Raw genomic sequence first — 18,540 nt, 5'->3', positions numbered from 1 at the left:
CTGACACGACGCGAACACCCGCGCCGCGGCGATGGAGGTCGTGCTCTCAGCCCCGCGACCGCGCTTCGCAGCGGGCCATTGCCCGTCCCCGGCTCGCGTGCCGCTCGGCGGGCCGTCGCCCGGCAGGCCGGGCAGGGGCAGTTGCAGCGTGGCCTGGCATACACGGCGGCGGTCGCGTTGGCGGTCGGCCTCGCGCTCGCGCCGCTGCCCGCGACGGCCGATGACTGCTCCGGCGACGGCTGCACCACCTCGACGCCGGCACCGACCTCGGGGCCGACCGAATCACCCGCGCCGACACCCGCGCCGACGCCCACGGTGACGCCCAGCCCGACGCCGACCTCCACGCCGACGCCCACGCCGACGCCCACGGTGACGCCCTGCGCCACCCCCACGCCGTCCCCGAGCCCGTCCTCGACTCCCAGTCCGTCGCCGACACCTGCTCCGACGTCCTGCCCGACCCCGACGCCCACGCCGACCCCGACGCCCACGCGGACACCGACGCCCACACCGACGCCCGCCGACGACGTGCCTCTGCTCGTACCCGACCTCCCCGGCACCAGCGCACAGGTCGACATCGCCGACGCGGAGCAGGCGGCGCAACTCGCCAGTCAGCTGGCCGAAGCGCAGCAGACCCTGGCGGAGGCGACAGACGCCAACCTCGCGGCTCAGCGCGAGCAGCAACAGGCCCGGGCATCGGTAGACGCCCTCGCCGCGCAGGCGAAGGCCGCGAAGAAGCGTGCGGCGGCCTCGGCCGCGTTCGCCACCGCGCTCATCCGGGCCGCGGGCTGGAAGGGCATCACCGACGACCCGCTGGCCGCCGTGCTCGGAACGCACGGAGACCTCCTCGCCAAGCTCGGCGCGGTACAGCGCCTTCGCACGCTGAGCGGCGACCGCGTCGAAGCGCTCCGCGATGCAGCGGCCGACGCCGCGACGGTGAAGTCGCTGAACAGCCAGGCGAAGCACGCCGCCGACACGCTCGCCGGCATCGACGTCGACGCGAGCCGGCAAGCGGTTTCCGACGCGCAGCTCCAGGTGGACACGGCCTCGGCGGCCCTGAACCAGCTGCCGACACTGCTCACCGCCGGCACCGGGTGGCAGGCGCTCATCGTCGATCCGTCAACGATCGCCACCGGGTGGACGCTGCCCGTGCACGGCCCGATGACCGACCCGTTCGGCCCGCGGCCGTCGCGCCCGGCCGGCACCGCGCCCTTCCACCCCGGCGACGACATCGGCGCGGCCTGCGGCACCACGATCGTCGCCGCAGCGGCCGGGGTCGTCGCGCAGGCCGGCCCCAACGGCTCGTACGGCAACTTCGTCCTCATCGACCACGGAGGCGGCGTCGAGACCGCCTACGGACACATCCGCGACGGCGGTATCGGCGTGACCGTCGGCGAGCACGTCGTGGCCGGCCAGCCGATCGCGCAGGTCGGGTCGACCGGCGCCTCCACCGGCTGCCACCTCCACCTCGAAGTGCGGGTGAACGGCGTGCAAATAGATCCGTACCCCTTCCTCGCGGCGCGGGGAGTCATCGTAGGAACGCGGTGACGGGCGTACGGTTCAGGCATGACGGAACTCACGGAGTTGGTGGGCTCATGGATGCGCCGCCAACGCTGGTACTCGACCAAGGCCGTCGAGCCGCGACTGCGACTGCTGGGCTCGTTCGAGCTCGAACGGGCGCCGGAGTCGGCCGACGACGGTTCGCGCATCGTCACCCACTTCTTCTGCGACGACGCCCCGCGCAGCCCGCGGGTCTACCAGGTGCCGCTGGTCGCACGGGTGCAGCGTGACGGCGAGCCGGCGGGGTACGTCGGCGAGGCGGGAGGGCGCCACCTGTACGACGGACCGGCGGAGGAGGCGTATGTCGCGGCGCTCGTCGCGCTGATGACGGGCGCGGGCGACGCGGACGGCGAGCACGCGCGGGCGACCGGTCACACGTTGGGCGGTCGCATTCCGGTGCACTCGTCGCGCAGGCTCTCCGCCGAGCAGTCGAACACCTCCATCGTCGCCGAGATCGCCGACGGGGTGCTGTCGCTGGTGAAGGTCTTCCGCGTCGTCCAGGACGGTGAGAACCCCGACATCTCCACCCTCGCGGCGCTGACCGCCGGCGGATCGGAGCGCACGCCCGCCCTGCTCGGCTGGCTCTCCGGCTCTTGGCCGGCGGCAGACGGCGGTAGGGCGACGGGCGAGCTCGCGCTCATGCAGGACTTCGTGCCGGGGGCCGAGGACGGCTGGGAGCTCGCAGTCAGCGCCGCTGAGCGCGGCGAGGACTTCACCGACCGGGCGTACGCGCTCGGAGCCGGAACGGCGGAGCTGCACCGGCTGATGGCGGGCGTCCTCCCGACGCGGCCGGCGGGGGCGGACGACGTGCGGGCCGCCCTCGACGGAATGTTCCGGAGGCTCACGATCACGACCACGGAGGTGCCGGAGGTCGAGCAACTGCGCGCGGCGATCGCCACGGTCTACGAAGCGGCGGCGGCAGCGCCCCTCCCGGTGCTCCAGCGCATCCACGGCGACCTCCACCTCGGCCAGGTGCTCTACTCGCCCGACCGCGGCTGGCAGTTCATCGACTTCGAGGGCGAGCCGCTGCGACCGCTCGCCGAGCGCGCCCTGCCGGACGCGACGATGCGCGACGTCGCGGGGATGCTCCGCTCGTTCGACTACGTCTCCGGCTCCCTCGCCCAGCGCGAGCCTCCCGTCGATGCGCGGGAATGGGCGGCCGCCGCGCGCGAGGCGTACCTCGAGGGCTACGCGTCCGTCGCGGGCGACGTGCTGCACGAGTTCGCCGATCTGCTGACCGCGTTCGAACTCGACAAGGCGGTGTACGAGATCACCTACGAGGCACGCCATCGACCGAGCTGGATACCGATTCCGCGCGCGGCCGTCGAGCGGCTCCTCGACGACGCGCAGGGGATCGCGCCGCGCGAAGCGGGCGCTTCTTCGCGGTGAGCGCTGCGTTCGTGGCCGGTCGTGTGCCCTGACGCTCGGCCGCGGCGTCCGGCGTGTTACCCGCACGCCGGGCGCCGCGTAGAACGGACATCTTCGAAGCCCATGCCCGTCCTGCGCGCATTGTGCGGCGTGCGGCGGGCTTCGGGCAGACAGAACGCCGGGTCTACCCCACTCGGTCGCAGGGGCCCGGCGCTCGGTCTGGTGGTTCGCTGGTGCGGCTACGCCTTCGCGGGCGCTCCGACGCGGTACTGGGCCCCGCGGTGGTTCTCCGGCAGGCGGTCGCCCGCGCCGTGCAGCTTGTTGCGCAGCGTGCCCTCGACGTACGCGTCCGGGTAGGCACCGCGCTTGCGCAGTTCGGGGATGACGTACTCGACGATGTCCTCGAACGTGCCTGGCGTGATCGCGTAGGCGAGGTTGAAGCCGTCGACGTCGGTCTCCTCCACCCACTCCTGCAGCTGGTCGGCGATGCTGACGGCTCCGCCGACGATGAACGGGCCGAGGCCGCCGATCACTCCGTTGCGGCCGATGTCGCGCACCGTCCACTCGCCGCCCTCGGCGTTCGGTCGCTGGAAGTTGGCGACCGCCGACTGGATGGCGTTGCTCTTGACGTTGCCGATCGGCTCGTCCAGGTCGTACTGCGACAGGTCGACGCCCATCCAGCCCGACATGAACACCAGGGCGCCCTCGTCGTCGGTGTACTGCAGGAAGTCCTCGAACTTGGCCTGAGCCTTCTCGTCGGTCTCGTCGGTGATGATCGTGAGGAGGGTGTAGATGCGTGCCGCGTAGCGGTCGCGTCCCGCGGCCTCCAGAGCGTCGCGCAGCTTGGCCACGGTCTCCTTCAGGCCCTCCTTGGTCGAGGCCGCCACGAAGATCGCCTCGGCGTTCTCTGCCGCGAAGCCGATGCCGCGCTTGGAGGCGCCGGCCTGGTAGATCACCGGCGTGCGCTGGGGGCTCGGCTCGGAGAGGTGGATGCCCGGCACAGTGAAGTGCTTGCCCCGGTGGCCGATCTCGTGCACCTTCGACGGGTCGGTGAAGACGCCCGACTCGCGGTCGCGGATGACGGCGTCGTCCTCCCATGAGCCCTCCCACAGCTTGTAGAGGACCTCGAGGTACTCGTCGGCGTGGTCGTAGCGGTCGTCGTGCTGCAGCTGGTCGTCGTGACCCATGTTGCGCGCGGCCGACGGCAGGTAGCCGGTGACGACGTTCCAGCCGACCCGTCCGTTCGTCAGGTGGTCGAGCGTCGACATGCGGCGCGCGAACGGATACGGGTGCTCGTAGGCGGTACCCGCGGTGACGCCGAAGCCGAGGTTCTCGGTCACGAGCGCCATCGCCGAGACCAGGAGGAGCGGGTCGTTCACCGGCACCTGGGCGCCATGGCGGATGGCGGCCTCGTTGCTGCCGCCGTAGACGTCGTAGGTGCCGAGCACGTCGGCGATGAAGATGCCGTCGAAGGTGCCGCGCTCGAGGAGCTTCGCGAGCTCCGTCCAGTAGGTGAGGTCCTTGTAGCGCCAGGCCTGGTCGTCGGGGTGTCGCCACATTCCGGACGACTGGTGGGCGACGCAGTTCATGTCGAAAGCGTTGAAACGGATCTGCCGGGTCATGCGCTCCAGAATGCATGCGTTGTTCCCGCGCCGCACGCCCCCCGTCACATCCCGTAACGCGCCCGCCCAGCCATCGCTTCCTCACTTTCTCCCGCCTCCACCCGGCGTGTCGCGGGAGAAAGTGAGGAAGCGATGGAGTCAGCGGCCGCGGAAGACCGGGGGTCGCTTCTGCTGGAAGGCGGCGAAGCCCTCGCGGTAGTCGTCGGTGTCGCGGAGGGCGGTCTGCGCCTCGGTCTCGGCCGAGACGGACGACCAGAAGTCGAGCTCGCCGTCGCGGAGGCCCGTGACGATGCGCTTGCTCGCCAGGAACGCCTGCGTCGCCCCGCGCGCGGCGGCGGCCGCCGCCTCCGACACCGCGGCCTCCAACTCACCGGCGGGCAGCGCCCGGCTGAACAGCCCGCCCGCCACGGCTTCCGTTCCGGAGATCAGCCGGCCCGAGTAGATGAGGTCGAGCGCGCGGTGCGGGCCGAGGCGGGAGACCAGCAGCCAGTGGCCTCCCGAGTCGAGGGCGGCGCCGAGCGCGGCGAACGGCGAGCCGACCTTGGCGTCGTCGGCGACGAACACGACGTCCGTGGCGATCAGGAGGCCGAGGCCGACGCCCAGGGCGGCGCCCCGCGCGGCGGCGAAGGTCGGGGCGGGGAAGGCGCTCATCCGCCGCAGCAGCGGCGTCACCAGGCCGTCGAGGTAGCCGGGCACGTCGTCGGTGGCCGGGTCGACGCCGGCGATGTCGCGGCCCGCGCAGAACGACCGGCCCTCGCCGCGCAGGACGAGGGCGCGCACGCCGGCGGCCTCGGCCTCCGCGTAGGCCGCGTCGAGGGCGCGGAGGTCGTCCGGGCCGAGCGCGTTGAGCCGCTCGGGCGCGTTCAGAGTGACGTGCGCGATGCCGTCGTGGATGGTCAGGTCGATCACAGGCCCTCCGCCTTCCGCGTGCTACACGTCATAGTCCACCGCCACCTTGTCCGTCAGCGGATGCGACTGGCAGGTGAGCACATAGCCGGCCTCCAGCTCCTCCGGCTCCAGTGCGTAGTTCTCGGTCATCCGCACGTCGCCGGCGAGCAGCCGGGCGCGACAGGTGCCGCAGACACCGCCGGTGCAGGCGAACGGCACATCGGGTCGCACCCGCAACGCCGCGTTCAGCACGGACTCGTTGGCGTCGACCGGCGTGGTCACCGTCGAGGTCTGCCCGTCGAGGGTGAACTCGATCTCGGCCGTCCTCTCTCCGTCGTGCACGACCACCGGGTGGCCGACGTCGCCGCGCACCTCGCCGGGCTCGCCGGTCGTGAACAGCTCGAAGTGGATGCGCGAGCGCGGCACCTCGTAGGTCTCCAGCACGTCGCGGCAGAGCTGCACGAGCTCGAACGGCCCGCACAGGAACCACTCGTCGACCGTGCTCGGCGGCAGCAGCGCCTCCAGGATCGTGTGCAGCCGCTCCTCGTCGATGCGCCCGGACAGCAGGGGAGCGGTGCGCTGTTCGCGCGACAGCACGTGGTGCAGCGCGAGCCGCGACGGGTAGCGGTCCTTCAGGTCGGCGAGCTCCTCCAGGAACATCACGTCGATAGCCGTGCGGTTCGTGTAAACCAGCGTGAACGAGCTCGTCGGGGAGGCCGCGAGCACGCTCGACGCGAGCGCCATCAGCGGGGTGATGCCCGAGCCGGCGGCGATGCCGGCCACGTGCGTGCCATCGAGCGCGCCGAGGTCGATCGTGAACGTGCCCTGCGGGCTCATGACGTCGATCAGGTCGCCGGCGCGCAGCTCGCTGGTGGCCCAGGTCGAGAACGCGCCGCCCAGGTCGCGCTTGATCGCCACGCTGATCCGGCCGGGCGACGGCGGCCGGCAGATCGAGTAGCTGCGCCGCAGCTCGCGGCCGTCGACGGTCGCACGCAGGGCGACGTGCTGACCCGGCAGGTAGTCGTACTCGCCGTGCAGGCTCTCCGGCACCGCGAAGGTCACCTCGACGCTCGCCGCGGTGAGCGGCCGCACCTCGGCCACCGCGAGCGTGTGGAATCGCGCGCGCGCCATCAGCGGGTCCTCACAGCGCTTTGAAGTGGTCGAAGGGCTCGCCGCACGCGTCGCACACGAAGAGCGCCTTGCACGCGGTCGACCCGAAATGCGAGACCTCGTGCGTCTTCAGAGAGTCGCAGTGCGGGCACTTGACCCCCAGGGTGAGTCGCACCGGCCCGGTGCCGGGAGGCGGCGCGATGCCGTAGTGGCGCAGCGCGGCGCGGCCGTGATCGCTGATCCAGTCGGTCGTCCAGGCCGGGGCGAGCGCGAGGCTGACCCGCACGTCGCCGAAGCCCTCCGCCGCAAGCGCGCGCACGACGTCCTCGCGGATCGCGTCCATCGCGGGACAGCCCGAGTAGGTGGGCGTGAGCACGACCTCCACCCCGCTGTCGGTCACCGTGACGGCCCGCAGCACGCCCAGGTCGTCGATCGTCAGCACGGGGACCTCCGGATCGAGCACCGCCGCTGCGGCCGCCCAGGCCCGCCCCGCCTCCGCGGCGTGGCCGGTCACCAGGTCGCTCCCGGATGGGCGCGGGTCAGCACCTGCATCTCCGCCAGGAGCGGAGCGAGGTACTCGGAGTGCCGCCCCTCGCGGCCCCCGCCCGACGCGGTGAACGTGCCGGGGAGCTCGATCCCGGTCTCGGCCACGACCGGGGCGATGCGCGCGTCGAACGACTCCCGGAGCGTCGACGGCCGGGGCGCGATGCCGTCGAGGCGATCGATCAGCGGCTCGTCGCGGAACAGCTCGCCCACGTACGGCCAGAGGTCGTCGAAGGCGGTGAGCGTTCGGCGGCGCGACTCGTCGGTGCCGAGCGCGAGCCGGAGCACCCACTGGTCGGCGTGGTCGCAGTGGTAGGCGACCTCCTTGACCGCCTTCGCCGCGACCGCGGCGAGCACCGGATCGGCCGAGACACGCAGCCGGTCGTAGAGCTCGAACAGATAGTGGGAGGCGGCGAACTGCCGCACGATCGTGTGCGCGAAGTCGCCGTTCGGCTGCTCGAACAGGTGCGCCGAGCGGAAGTCCTGCTCGTCTCGCCAATAGGCGAGGTCGTCCTCCGAACGGTCGGAGGCCGTGCCCGCGTACCGCAGCAGCGATCTCGCGTGACCGAGCAGGTCGAGGGCGATGTTGGCCAGCGCGACGTCCTCCTCCAGTTCGGGCGCCCGCGAGATCCACCAGCCGAGCCGCTGGGCGAGGATCAGCGAGTCGTCGCCCAGCCACAGCGCGTACTCGGCGACGTCGAGGGAGGCCGCGGCCTCGCTCGCGACGAACTCGGCCGAGAGCGTGACGGCGCTGAGCTCGACGTGGCCGTGCTGGTCGAACTCGTCGGCGTGAGCCGCAGCGGCAGGAGTGGGTGCCGAGGCGTCCGTCACAGGTGCTTCACCCCTTCGCTCTCGGTGTAGTAGGTCGCGTGCCGGAAGTTCTTGCCTTCCGGAGAGGTGAAGAAGGCGTCCTTGGCGTCCGGGTCGCTCGCCGTGACCGCGTCGGAGCGGACCACCCAGATCGAGACACCCTCCCCGCGCCGGGTGTAGAGGTCGCGGGCGTTGCGCACGGCGAGCTCCTCGTCAGGGGCGTGCAGCGAGCCGACATGCACATGGCTGAGGCCGCGCGAGGCACGGACGAAGACCTCCCAGAGCGGCCAGACCTCCGTGCGGTCGGTCATGCCGCGACCTCCTGCGCGCGCGCCGCCTTCGTGGCCGCGTACGCCGCGGCCGCCTCGCGCACCCAGGCGCCGTCCTCGTGCGCCTCGCGGCGGCGCTGCATGCGCTGCGCATTGCACGGACCCTCGCCGGCGATCACGCGCTGCAGCTCGCTCCAGTCGATCGGGCCGAGGTCGTAGGCCTGGCGTTCCTCGTTCCAGCGCAGGTCGGGGTCGGGGAAGGTCACGCCGAGCACCGCGGCCTGCGGCACGAGCATCCCGACGAACCGCTGGCGCAGCTCGTCGTTCGAGAACCGCTTGATCTTCCACGCCATCGAACGTGCAGAGTTGGGAGAGTCGGCGTCGGGAGGCCCGAACATCATCAGGGACGGCCAGTACCAGCGGTCCACGGCGTCCTGCGCCATCCGCTGCTGCTCCGGTGTTCCGCGCATCAGCGTGAGCAGGATCTCGAAGCCCTGGCGCTGGTGGAACGACTCCTCTTTGCAGATGCGCACCATCGCCCGGCCGTAGGGCGCGTACGAGCAGCGGCACAGCGGCACCTGGTTGCAGATCGCGGCGCCGTCGACGAGCCAGCCGATCGCGCCGATGTCGGCCCAGCTGAGCGTCGGGTAGTTGAAGATCGAGGAGTACTTGGCGGCGCCGCTGATGAGCTGCTCCGTCATCTCGTCGCGCGTGATGCCGAGGGTCTGCGTGGCCGAGTACAGGTAGAGGCCGTGGCCGGCTTCGTCTTGCACCTTGGCCATCAGGATGGCCTTGCGCTTGAGGCTCGGGGCGCGGCTGATCCAGTTGGCCTCCGGCTGCATCCCGATGATCTCGGAGTGCGCGTGCTGCGACATCTGCCGGATGAGCGTGCGGCGGTAGGCGTCGGGCATCCAGTCGCGGGGCTCGATGCGCGAGTCGGAGGCGATGAGCTGCTCGAACAGGGCCTCGCCGGGGTCGGTCGCCGGCGTCGTCGTGTCTTCCGTGGTGTTCGTCATCGAACGGGCGCTCCACTCAATACTGACTGATCGTTCGTTCAGTATATGCGTGATCGACCGGTTCATGCCACACTGTGCAAGTGACCGACACCCGGACGGCCGAGCCCCTGCGCCGGGGCCGGCCCGGCTACGACCAGCGCGGCATCCTCCAGGTCGCCGTGGCCGCGTTCAACGAGCACGGCTACGACGCGACCTCCATCGGGATGCTGGCCGAGCGCCTCGGCCTGTCGAAGTCGGCGATCTACCACCATGTCGCCTCCAAGGACGAACTGCTCGCGCTCGCGCTCGACGAAGCCCTCGACGGGCTGGAGGGCGCGCTGCGGGCGGTCGAGGAGGCACCGGGAACGGCCGCCGATCGCCTCGCGCTCGTGCTGCGTGAGGCCGTGCTCGTGCTGGCCGACCGGCTGCCGTACGTCACTCTGCTGCTGCGCGTGCGCGGCAACACGGAGGTCGAACGGGCCGCGCTGCAGCGGCGGAGGGCGTTCGACCACGCCGTCGCGGCGCTCGTCGCCGAGGCTCGCGACGAGGGCGCGCTGCGCGCGGACGCCGACCCGGCGGTCGTCGCCCGTCTGCTCTTCGGGATGATCAACTCCCTCACCGAGTGGTACGACCCCGCCGGCGCGCTGACCCCCGACGACCTCGCCGACACGATCCTCGCGCTCGCGCTCCGCACCCCCGCCTAGCGCAGCCATCGCTTCCTCACTTTCTCCCGCGACTCGCCGGCAGAAGGCGGGAGAAAGTGAGGAAGCGATGGCCGGCTACTCCTTCGCGACGAGCGTCAGCACATCGTAGGAGGCGACGAGCTCGTCGCGCTGGTTCGTGATGCGGGCGTCCCAGCGCACTTCTCCGTAGTCGTCGGTCTCCCGCGGTGTGATCTGCTTGGCCGTGAGGGCGACGCGGATGCTGTCGCCCGGCGACACCGGCGTCAGGAACCGCAGGTTCTCGAGCCCGTAGTTCGCGAGCACCGGCCCGGGAGCCGGGTCGACGAACAGGCCGGCCGCCCACGACACGAGAAGGTAGCCGTGCGCGACGCGTCCGGGGAAGAACGGGTTGGCGGCGGCCGCCTCCTCGTCCATGTGCGCGTAGAAGGTGTCGCCCGTGAACGTCGCGAACGTCTCGATGTCGTCGAGCGTCACCCGACGGGCGCCGGAGAGCACCTGGTCGCCGATGCGGAGGGTCGCGAGCGACTTGCGGAACGGATGCGGGCCGTCGGCCGCAGCCGCGGCACCCGCGTGCCACACACCGGTGACGGCGGTCAGGAGGTCGGGCGAGCCCTGGATGGCCGTGCGCTGCATGTGGTTCAGCACCGCCCGGATGCCGCCGAGCTCCTCGCCGCCGCCGGCGCGGCCCGGGCCGCCGTGCACCAGGTGCGGCACCGGCGAGCCGTGCCCGGTGGAGGTGCGGGCGTCGTCGCGGTCGAGCAGGAGGATGCGGCCGTTGTAGGCGGCCGTTCCGAGCACGAGCTCGCGCGCGAAGCCCGGGTCGTGCGTGGCGGCGCTGGTGACGAGGGAACCGCCGCCGAGCGCCACGAGCTGGGCGGCCTCCGCCGCCGACATGTACGGCAGCACGGCCGCGACCGGCCCGAACGCCTCGACCGTGTGCGCCTCCGGGGTGCGCGCGTCGGCGAAGCGCAGCACGATCGGCGCGACGAACGCGCCCTCCGGCTCGGTGCCGAGGCTGCCGTCGGCGCGGCGGATGCTCGGCTGGTCGAGACCGCCGATGGCCAGCTCGCCGCCCGCCTCCACGAGCCGCGCGACCTGACGCAGCACCTCGGAACGCTGCTCCCGCGACGCGAGCGGACCCATGGTCACGCCTTCGGCCCGCGGGTCGCCGACGACCACCCGCTCCGAGATGCGCGACCGGACCGCCGCGAGCACGTCGTCGACCGCCGCCGCCGGCACGATCGCACGGCGGATGGCCGTGCACTTCTGGCCGGCCTTCGCGGTCAGCTCGACCACGAGCTGCTTCACGTACGCGTCGAACTCCGGCGTGCCGGCGAGCGCGTCCGGGCCGAGCACCGAGGCGTTGATCGAGTCGGTCTCGCTGGTGAACCGCACACCGCCGGTCTGCACGGAGTCGTGCGCACGCAGCCGTTCGGCGGTGGAGGCCGACCCGGTGAAGGCGACCAGGTCGCCCAGCCGCAGGTGGTCGAACAGCCCGGGCACCGCTCCGCAGACCAGCTGCAGCGTGCCGGAGGGCAGGAGGCCGGACTCGACGAGGATGCGCACCATCGCCTCCGCGACGTACGCGGTCGGCGTTGCCGGCTTCGCGAGCGTCGGCATGCCGGCCAGGAACGACGGCGCGAACTTCTCCAGGAGCCCCCACACCGGGAAGTTGAACGCGTTGATCTGCACGGCGACGCCCGGCAGCCGCGTGAAGATGTGCTCGCCGAGGAAGGAACCGTCCTTCGCCAACGGCTCCGGCACGCCGTCGATGACGACCTGGGCGTTCGGCAGCTCGCGGCGGCCCTTGGAGGAGTAGGTGAAGAGGGCGCCGATGCCGCCGTCGACGTCGATCCACGCGTCGGCCCGCGTCGCGCCGGCCCGCGCGGAGAGGTCGTACAGCTCCTGCTTGCGCTCGGTCAGCACCTGCGCCAGCTGCTTGAGCAGCACGGCACGCTGGTGGAAGGTCAGCTCGCCGAGGGAGGCCTGACCGACCGTGCGGGCGTACTCGAGCGCGCCGGCCAGGTCGGCGCCCGCCGCGCTCACGCGGGCGACCAGCTCCCCGGTGGAGGCGTCGCGCACTTCGGCGGCGCCCTCGTCGTCGGCAGGACTCCACCACTGATCGCGCAGGTAGCTGGGCAGACTCATTCGGTACCTCCCGGGAGGACAGGGGCCGGCGGCACGTAGGCTGGTGCCGTGGCCGATGGAGACTGGACGATCGAGCTCGGCGAGCTCGACGAGAAGATGGGCGTGCGCATCCTGGAGCAGTCGGCGCAGCGCGTCGTGGCGACGATGCCGGTGGAGGGCAACCGCCAGTCGTTCGGGCTGCTGCACGGCGGCGCCTCTGTGGCGTTCGCGGAGGCGCTCGGCTCGTGGGCGGCCGTCATCCACGCGGGCCCCGGGCGCAGCGCGGTGGGGTTGGACATCAACGCCACCCACCACCGGTCGGCGCGCAGCGGTCTCGTGACCGGTGTCGCGACGGCGATCCGGCTGGGCCGGACGGTCACCTCGCACGAGGTCGTGGTCACGGACGAAGACGGCAATCGCCTCTGCACCGCCCGCATCACCAACCTCATCGTGGACGCCCCGGATCGCGGCTGACGCCACCACCGCCTTCGCCGGCGGTGCCGCCGGTGCCGCCTGTCTCGTCGCTCCAGTCGTAGAACCCGCGTCCCGACTTGCGGCCGAGCAGGCCGTCGGCCACCATCCTCCGCAGCAGCTCGGGAGGCTCGAACCGCGGCCCGAGTTCGCTCGCGAGGTACTCGGCGATGTCGAGCCTCACGTCCAGGCCGACGATGTCGGTCAGTCGCAGCGGGCCGACGGGGTGCTTGTAGCCGAGGGTCATCGCCGCGTCGATGTCCTCCGGGGAGGCGACGCCCTCCTCCACCATCCGCACGGCCTCCACGCCGAGCAGCACGCCGAGGCGCGACGATGCGAACCCGGGGGAGTCCTGCACGACGACCGGGGTCTTGCCCAGGGCCGCGACCCAGCCGGTCGCCAGGTCGAGGGCGCTCGGAGCCGTCGCCGTCCCGGCCACGACCTCCACGAGGGCGGAGGCCGGCACCGGGTTGAAGAAGTGCATGCCGAGGAAGGCGCCCGGCCGGCGCAGCCCGGACGCGAGCCCGTCGATGGACAGCGACGACGTGTTGCTGGCCAGCACGGCGAGGGGCTCGAGCAGCCCCTCGGCGCGGCGCAGCGCCTCCCGCTTGAGCTCGGGGAGCTCGGGCACGGCCTCCACGACGAGGCCGCAGCCGCGCAGCACATCCCAGTCGACGGTCGTGACGAGGTGGTCGGGTTCGGGTGCGGGCGCGCCGCGGCGGACACTGCCCTCGATCGCGGTCAGCACGCGGTCGCGGGCGGCGGAGGCCGAGTCGGTGTCGCGCTCGACCACGACGACCGGCGTGCCTGCCATCAGGAAGGCGTGCGCGATCCCCGCGCCCATCCGGCCGCCGCCGATCACCCCGACCCGGTCGGGCAGCCTCGCGCTCACCGCCTCCTCCGCTCCAGGAACTCGGTCATCCGTCTGTGCTTCTCGTCCGACTCGAAGAGCACGGCCTGCGCCTCCTGCTCCGCTGCGGGATGGTCGGCGAGCGGCGCGCGCAGCACGCGCTTGGTGTACTGCGTCGCAAGCGGGTCGTTGGCGGCGATCCTGTCGGCCAGGGCGTGCGCTCCCGCCACGAGGTCTCCCGGCTCGAACAGGTCGCTGACCAGGCCGGCGGCGAGCGCCTCCTCGCCGGTGAGCACGCGGCCGGCCATCGTCATCTCCGCCGCGAGCGGGTGGCCGACCAGCTGGGGCAGCCGCCAGAGCGCTCCGGCGGCGGCGATGATCCCGAGGGAGGTCTCCGGGTTGCCGATGCGGAGGCGCGCGGTGCCGATGCGGAAGTCCGCGGCGTAGGCGAGCTCGGCTCCGCCGCCCAGCGCGTAGCCGTCGAGCGCCGCGATGACGGGCATGGGCAGCTCGGCGATGCGGGTGAACACGGTCGCGTTGATGCTGCGGCGCGCGTCGTCGCCGGTGCGCTCCCGCAGCTCGGCGATGTCCGCGCCGGAGGCGAAGACGCCCTCCGTGCCGGTGAGGATGAGCAGGCGCGGCTCGCGTTCGAGGCGCTCGCAGATCGCGTGGAGGTCGTCGACCATCCGCTGGTCGATGGCGTTGCGCCGCTCGGGACGGTCGAGCGTGACGACCAGGCGGTCGGCGAGCTCGGTGACGCGCAGGGTCTCGGTGGTCACAGCGTCTCCGTCTCGGTGCGCTTCTCCGGCTGCGTCGCCGTGCGCGTCTCCGTTCGCCGTGCGCCGCTCGTGCTCACAGCGCCTCCACGATCAGTGCGGCCCCCTGGCCGACGCCGACGCACATCGTCGCCAGGCCGTAGCGGGACTGCTCGCGCTCCATCCGGCCGAGGAGGGTGACCACGATCCGGGTGCCGCTCGACCCGAGCGCGTGACCGAGGGCGATGGCACCGCCGTCGGCGTTGACACATTCCTCGTCGAGTCCGAGCCTGCGCACGCAGGCCAGAGCCTGGGAGGCGAAGGCTTCGTTGAGTTCGACGCTTCCGAGGTCGCCGACCTCCAGCCCGGCCCGCTCGAGCGCCTTGCGCGTCGCCGGCACCGGACCGAGCCCCATCACCTCGGGGGCGACGCCGGCGCTCGCCGCGGCGACGATCCTGGCGCGCGGGCGCAGGCCGTAGCGGCGCACGGCGTCGCCGCTGGCCACCACGATGGCGGACGCGCCATCGTTCAGCGGCGACGAGTTGCCCGCGGTGACGACCGCGCCCCCGGCGACGACGGGACGGAGCGCGGCCAGCGCAGCGGCGTCGGTGTCGCGGCGGATGCTCTCGTCGACCACGACCTCGCCACGTGCAGTGGCGACAGGCGCGATCTCGTCGGCGAACCGACCGGCGTCGGTGGCCGAGGCCGCCCGTCGGTGGCTGCGGAGGGCGAACGCGTCGGCCTCCACACGGGTGATCCCGTCGACGCGGGCGACCTCCTCTGCCGTCTCGGGCATCGTGAACGTGGCCTTGTCTCGGTCGAGGAGTCGCGGGTTGGTGAACCGCCAGCCGATCGACGTGTCGAACTGCGGCCCGGGCTTGGCCCAGGGCTTCTCGGGCTTGGCCTGCACCCAGGGCGCCCGCGTCATCGACTCGACTCCGCCCGCGACGATCAGGTCGGCATCTCCGGCCCGGACCGCCTGCCCGGCGAGCGTGACAGCGCTCAGGCCGGACGCGCACAGCCGGTTGACCGTCGCCCCCGGCACGCTGTCGGGCAGACCGGCGAGCAGGACGGCCATCCGGGCGACGTTGCGGTTGTCCTCACCGGCCTGATTCGCGGCACCGAGGATGACGTCGTCCAGCGCGGCGCCGTCCACCCCGGCCCGCCGCACGGCCTCCCCGACCACGAGCGCGGCGAGGTCGTCGGGCCGGATGCCGGCGAGCGCGCCCCCGTAGCGACCGACGGCCGTGCGGACACCGCCCACGAGGTAGGCCTCGGGCATCGCAGCTCCTTCGAATGCGAATTACCGAACGAACGTTCAGCTAGTAAATAGTTGCAGAACCCTGCCGGTCGGGCAAGCGACGCGAACGCGACGCGAGCTCCGACGACGCGACGACCACCGCCAGGATGGCCACGCCGCACCCGACGGAGGCCGCTGCCGGCAGCCACAGTGCGGCCACCGCCAGCAGCGCGGGCAGGGCGACGGCTGGAACCGCCCAGCGCAGCACCCGTCTCCACGGGTCCCCGTAGCGGCGGGCGATGATCGCGTTCGTCAGGTAGAACAGCGCGATCCCGCCGCCGAGCGACGCAGCCAGAGCGGCGGGCAGCGCGTCGCCCGGGTGCGCGATGGCTTCGGCCAGCGCCCCCGAGATCGCCGTGACACCCGCCAGCAGGAGGAACGGGAGGAACCCGACGGTGTCGCGGATCCCGCGTGCGTCCCCGGCCGCCAACAGCTTCTCGAGCCCGCTGGTCATGGCCTCCACGCCGTAGAGGAAGAAGGACCAGGCGAGGCCGGCCGTCAGCAGGAGCCCAAGGGCCCCGACGACGCCGGCCGCGACCGTCCACGCGTCGCTGACCGCCGCGACGATGCTCAGCACCGATTCGCCCAGCACGATGATGACGAGCAGGCCGAACCGCTCCGAGAGGTGCTCGACGTTCATCCGGTCGAGGGCCAGCGACGACCACGCCCCGGAGGTCACCGTGAGGAGGACCACCTCGATCACGATGGCCAGCGCCCACAGAACAAAGATCGCCGGCGCCGGGAGGGCGATCGAGACCAGCCAGATCACCGCGGTCACGCCGTTGTACGCGAGGATCCGCACCCGCGACGCGGTGCCGCCCGCCCACGACATCCGCACCCAGACCGCGAGCAGCAGCACGCGCAGCAGGGCGTTGCCCGCGGCGAACAGCCAGGCCCGGTCGCCCACCGCTTCCGGAGCCGCCACCGCGAGCGCGCCGACGGCGAACATCGCGATCAGCATGACGATCGACAGCCGCCTGGCGCTCAACTGCGGAGAGACGTCGACCACGAAGGTCAGGTTGACCCACGACCACCACACCGATGCGAACAGGGCGACGAAGATCGCGAGCGTGGCGAACGACGGGTGCACGTGGAGGCCGTGCGCCAACTGCCCGACCAACGCGACGAACACCAGATCGAAGAACAGCTCCATCCAGTGCGCCCGCGACGGATCGCGGTCGCCCGCGACGGGAGGGCGGGGGAGCGAGACGGGGGTCATCGTGGGTGGGGGGAGGCGAGGGTCATCGGGTGTCGACTCCAGGGTTCGCCATAGGGCGAGAGTAGCGAGCACGACCGGATCGCGCACCAGGGTCCCCGCCGTTTGCGGCAAAAGCTGTGTCTCCGGGCGCCAATCGCCACATTTGCCGCAAGTCCGCGACCTCAGCGCAGGTCGTGGTCCTCGAACACCAGCGACGTCTTCGTGTCGCGCACCGACGGGATGCTGGTGAGCTCTTCCAGTACGACGCGGCGGAGGTCCTCGTTGTCGCGGGCGCGCACCAGCAGGATCACGTCGAAGTCGCCGCCGACCAGCGCGAAGTGCTCCACCTCCGGGATGCCCCGCAGTCGTTCGCGCAGGTCGTGCCAGTCGGCCTGCTCGACGCGCATCGTCACGTACGCCGACGACGCCCGGCCCGAGCGGCGGGGGTCGACCTTGGCCGTGAAGCCCGTGATGACGCCCTCGTCGACCAGGCGGGAGACCCGCGCGTAGGCGTTGGCGCGGGAGACGTGCGCGGCCTCCGCGACCGCGGTGATGGAGGCCCGGCCGTCCGCGCGCAGGGCGTCCACGATCCGGGAGTCGATGTCGTCCATGGTGGAAGACAGTTTGGCACCGAAAGGGCACCAGCGCATCCATTCGTCTCGAAACCAGGCAACCGGTGGCAGAGCGGGTCCAGCGAAGTCATCCTGATGATCAGCGACGTCTTTCGAAGGAGAACAGATGCACGCCGACGATCTGATGCCGGGCGACACCCCGCTCCGGCTCATCGACGAGCAGGGCTCGGGCCACCCGCACGAGCACTACGCGTTCCCGTCCACCGAGGTGCTCCGCGACGGCTACGGCCGGCTCGTGCTCGGTCGGCGCCTCAACGACCAGGCCGATGCGCTGGTCCGACAGGGCAGGCTGGCGGTGTACCCGTCGTCGCACGGCCAGGAGGCCTGCGAGGTCGCCGCCGCGATGGTGCTCGACGAGGGCGACTGGCTGTTCCCGACCTATCGCGACTCGGTCGCCGTGGTCAGCCGCGGCGTCGATCCGTTCGAGGCGTTCCTGCTGCTGCGCGGCGACTGGCACTCCGGGTACGACCCGAAGCAGTACCGGGTCGCGCCGCAGGCGACGCCCCTCGCGACCCAGCTGCTGCACGCTGTCGGATTCGCCCACGCGGCCCGGCTGCGCGGCGAGGACACCGTGGTCGTCGCGGTGTGCGGCGACGGCGCCACGAGCGAGGGCGACTTCCACGAGGCGCTCAACTTCGCGGCGGTGTTCCACCTGCCCGTCGTCTTCCTCGTTCAGAACAACGGCTACGCCATCTCTGTCCCGCTCAGCCGTCAGACGGCGGCGCCGAGCCTTGCGCACAAGGGCGTCGGCTACGGGATGCGCGGGCGACTGGTCGACGGCAACGACCTGGCGGCACTGCTCGCCGTGCTGGGTGAAGCGGTGGCCGAGGCGCGGGAGGGGGGAGGCCCGACGCTGGTCGAGGCGATCACGTACCGCATGAAGTCGCACACCAACGCCGATGACGCCACCCGCTATCGCAGCTCGGCGGAGGTCGAGCCGTGGATCGCCCGCGACCCGCTGCTGCGGCTGCGCACCTGGCTGCAGGCGCAGGGCGCTCTGACCGACGAGGCCGACGCCGGGTTCCGCGCAGACGCCGAACGCGTCGCCCTCGACCTGCGGACGCGCATCATGGCCGACGCGGAGCCGCAGCCGCTCGACCTGTTCGCGTACGTCTACGCCGAGCAGACTCCGCAACTGCGCGAGCAGGAGGAGCTGCTGGCGGCCGAGCTCGCCGCCGAGTCCGCATCCCGAACCGCGTCAGCATCCCGGACCGTATCCACCGCCCGCGCCGAGGAGGTCGCCCGATGACGCTCATGCACGACGCACCCGCCGACCACAGCGCCGACCACAGCGCCGGCCACAGCGCCGGCCGCAGTGCCGACAACAGCGCCGCCGACCGCGGACCGGAGGCCACGCCCGCC

18 protein-coding genes are annotated in these 18,540 nt (G+C 72.2%); 5 read left to right on the top strand and 13 right to left on the bottom strand.

The features are described from left to right. The first annotated feature begins 141 nt into the window (after positions 1-141). Together KNO15_RS06475 and KNO15_RS06470 are read left to right on the top strand one after the other, a co-directional pair. A complete protein-coding gene (locus tag KNO15_RS06475) occupies positions 142-1,545 on the top strand; it encodes a M23 family metallopeptidase (RefSeq protein ID WP_241702588.1) in 1,404 nt (467 codons plus the stop codon). Between the two features lie 18 nt (positions 1,546-1,563). After that, positions 1,564-2,946 carry a maltokinase N-terminal cap-like domain-containing protein gene (locus KNO15_RS06470; protein ID WP_241702587.1) on the top strand — a complete coding sequence of 461 codons (1,383 nt, stop codon included), beginning with the start codon at positions 1,564-1,566 and terminating at the stop codon, positions 2,944-2,946. 218 nt (positions 2,947-3,164) lie between these two features. On the opposite strand, the gene KNO15_RS06465 is transcribed toward KNO15_RS06470, so the two are convergent. The 7 genes from KNO15_RS06465 to paaA all read right to left on the bottom strand — a co-directional run bounded on the left by KNO15_RS06465 (position 3,165) and on the right by paaA (position 9,183). Further along, the gene (locus tag KNO15_RS06465) at positions 3,165-4,547 is read right to left on the bottom strand and encodes an LLM class flavin-dependent oxidoreductase (protein WP_241702586.1); all 1,383 of its coding nucleotides are present in this window, start codon (positions 4,545-4,547) and stop codon (positions 3,165-3,167) included. A 138-nt stretch (positions 4,548-4,685) separates the two neighbouring features. Continuing rightward, complete coding sequence (locus KNO15_RS06460; RefSeq protein ID WP_241702585.1) at positions 4,686-5,456, bottom strand: enoyl-CoA hydratase/isomerase family protein; 771 nt, start codon at positions 5,454-5,456, stop codon at positions 4,686-4,688. A 21-nt stretch (positions 5,457-5,477) separates the two neighbouring features. After that, positions 5,478-6,566 (bottom strand): 1,2-phenylacetyl-CoA epoxidase subunit PaaE, encoded by a 1,089-nt coding sequence (paaE, locus tag KNO15_RS06455; protein ID WP_241702584.1) that lies wholly within the window; start codon positions 6,564-6,566, stop codon positions 5,478-5,480. Between the two features lie 10 nt (positions 6,567-6,576). Continuing rightward, entirely contained in the window at positions 6,577-7,062 is a 486-nt protein-coding gene (paaD, locus tag KNO15_RS06450) for a 1,2-phenylacetyl-CoA epoxidase subunit PaaD (RefSeq protein ID WP_241702707.1), read from the bottom strand. Further along, on the bottom strand, positions 7,056-7,919 hold the full coding sequence (gene paaC / locus KNO15_RS06445) for a 1,2-phenylacetyl-CoA epoxidase subunit PaaC (RefSeq protein WP_241702583.1): 864 nt from the start codon (positions 7,917-7,919) through the stop codon (positions 7,056-7,058). Before paaC ends, paaD begins: the two co-directional genes overlap by 7 nt. Further along, positions 7,916-8,209 (bottom strand): 1,2-phenylacetyl-CoA epoxidase subunit PaaB, encoded by a 294-nt coding sequence (gene paaB / locus KNO15_RS06440; RefSeq protein ID WP_241702582.1) that lies wholly within the window; start codon positions 8,207-8,209, stop codon positions 7,916-7,918. The genes paaC and paaB overlap by 4 nt, the downstream gene beginning before the upstream one ends. Next, positions 8,206-9,183: a 1,2-phenylacetyl-CoA epoxidase subunit PaaA gene (gene paaA, locus KNO15_RS06435; protein WP_241702581.1), complete on the bottom strand. Its 978-nt coding sequence runs from the start codon at positions 9,181-9,183 to the stop codon at positions 8,206-8,208. The genes paaB and paaA overlap by 4 nt, the downstream gene beginning before the upstream one ends. Positions 9,184-9,263: 80 nt before the next feature. Between paaA and KNO15_RS06430 the strand changes: the two genes are divergently transcribed. Then, positions 9,264-9,866: a TetR/AcrR family transcriptional regulator gene (locus KNO15_RS06430; RefSeq protein ID WP_241702580.1), complete on the top strand. Its 603-nt coding sequence runs from the start codon at positions 9,264-9,266 to the stop codon at positions 9,864-9,866. A 75-nt stretch (positions 9,867-9,941) separates the two neighbouring features. Here KNO15_RS06430 and paaZ read toward each other — a convergent pair whose 3' ends face one another. Next, on the bottom strand, positions 9,942-11,993 hold the full coding sequence (gene paaZ, locus KNO15_RS06425) for a phenylacetic acid degradation bifunctional protein PaaZ (RefSeq protein WP_241702579.1): 2,052 nt from the start codon (positions 11,991-11,993) through the stop codon (positions 9,942-9,944). Between the two features lie 48 nt (positions 11,994-12,041). Between paaZ and KNO15_RS06420 the strand changes: the two genes are divergently transcribed. Further along, positions 12,042-12,446, top strand: coding sequence for a PaaI family thioesterase (locus tag KNO15_RS06420; RefSeq protein ID WP_241702578.1), 405 nt, complete (start codon positions 12,042-12,044; stop codon positions 12,444-12,446). Here KNO15_RS06420 and KNO15_RS06415 read toward each other — a convergent pair. From KNO15_RS06415 to KNO15_RS06395, 5 genes are all read right to left on the bottom strand, one after another. Continuing rightward, positions 12,418-13,287: a 3-hydroxyacyl-CoA dehydrogenase family protein gene (locus KNO15_RS06415; RefSeq protein WP_241702706.1), complete on the bottom strand. Its 870-nt coding sequence runs from the start codon at positions 13,285-13,287 to the stop codon at positions 12,418-12,420. The genes KNO15_RS06420 and KNO15_RS06415 overlap by 29 nt on opposite strands. 44 nt (positions 13,288-13,331) lie before the next feature. After that, the gene (locus tag KNO15_RS06410) at positions 13,332-14,072 is read right to left on the bottom strand and encodes an enoyl-CoA hydratase/isomerase family protein (protein ID WP_241702577.1); all 741 of its coding nucleotides are present in this window, start codon (positions 14,070-14,072) and stop codon (positions 13,332-13,334) included. 73 nt (positions 14,073-14,145) lie between these two features. Then, positions 14,146-15,330: a thiolase family protein gene (locus KNO15_RS06405; RefSeq protein WP_241702576.1), complete on the bottom strand. Its 1,185-nt coding sequence runs from the start codon at positions 15,328-15,330 to the stop codon at positions 14,146-14,148. A 40-nt stretch (positions 15,331-15,370) separates the two neighbouring features. After that, positions 15,371-16,567 carry a low temperature requirement protein A gene (locus tag KNO15_RS06400; protein WP_241702575.1) on the bottom strand — a complete coding sequence of 399 codons (1,197 nt, stop codon included), beginning with the start codon at positions 16,565-16,567 and terminating at the stop codon, positions 15,371-15,373. A gap of 161 nt (positions 16,568-16,728) precedes the next feature. Next, on the bottom strand, positions 16,729-17,157 hold the full coding sequence (locus KNO15_RS06395) for an Lrp/AsnC family transcriptional regulator (protein WP_241702574.1): 429 nt from the start codon (positions 17,155-17,157) through the stop codon (positions 16,729-16,731). A gap of 127 nt (positions 17,158-17,284) precedes the next feature. Here KNO15_RS06395 and pdhA point away from each other — a divergent pair, with 127 nt between their 5' ends. Beyond that, positions 17,285-18,427 (top strand): pyruvate dehydrogenase (acetyl-transferring) E1 component subunit alpha, encoded by a 1,143-nt coding sequence (gene pdhA, locus KNO15_RS06390; RefSeq protein WP_241702573.1) that lies wholly within the window; start codon positions 17,285-17,287, stop codon positions 18,425-18,427. Positions 18,428-18,540 lie beyond the last annotated feature (113 nt).

This window comes from Leifsonia shinshuensis (genome assembly GCF_022606355.1).
Taxonomy (GTDB): domain Bacteria; phylum Actinomycetota; class Actinomycetes; order Actinomycetales; family Microbacteriaceae; genus Leifsonia; species Leifsonia shinshuensis_B.
The sequence above is the reverse complement of the archived record's forward strand: the minus strand, read 5'-3'. Positions and strand labels throughout refer to the sequence as shown.

Excerpts from the sequence above, each read along its gene's own strand:
- KNO15_RS06470 (WP_241702587.1), top strand. The coding sequence starts at position 1,564 with ATGACGGAACTCACGGAGTTGGTGGGCTCATGGATGCGCCGCCAACGC.
- KNO15_RS06465 (WP_241702586.1), bottom strand. The coding sequence starts at position 4,547 with ATGACCCGGCAGATCCGTTTCAACGCTTTCGACATGAACTGCGTCGCC.
- paaE (WP_241702584.1), bottom strand. The coding sequence starts at position 6,566 with ATGGCGCGCGCGCGATTCCACACGCTCGCGGTGGCCGAGGTGCGGCCG.
- paaB (WP_241702582.1), bottom strand. The coding sequence starts at position 8,209 with ATGACCGACCGCACGGAGGTCTGGCCGCTCTGGGAGGTCTTCGTCCGT.
- paaA (WP_241702581.1), bottom strand. The coding sequence starts at position 9,183 with ATGACGAACACCACGGAAGACACGACGACGCCGGCGACCGACCCCGGC.
- paaZ (WP_241702579.1), bottom strand. The coding sequence starts at position 11,993 with ATGAGTCTGCCCAGCTACCTGCGCGATCAGTGGTGGAGTCCTGCCGAC.
- KNO15_RS06415 (WP_241702706.1), bottom strand. The coding sequence starts at position 13,287 with ATGGGCGCGGGGATCGCGCACGCCTTCCTGATGGCAGGCACGCCGGTC.
- KNO15_RS06405 (WP_241702576.1), bottom strand. The coding sequence starts at position 15,330 with ATGCCCGAGGCCTACCTCGTGGGCGGTGTCCGCACGGCCGTCGGTCGC.
- KNO15_RS06400 (WP_241702575.1), bottom strand. The coding sequence starts at position 16,567 with ATGACCCCCGTCTCGCTCCCCCGCCCTCCCGTCGCGGGCGACCGCGAT.
- KNO15_RS06395 (WP_241702574.1), bottom strand. The coding sequence starts at position 17,157 with ATGGACGACATCGACTCCCGGATCGTGGACGCCCTGCGCGCGGACGGC.
- pdhA (WP_241702573.1), top strand. The coding sequence starts at position 17,285 with ATGCACGCCGACGATCTGATGCCGGGCGACACCCCGCTCCGGCTCATC.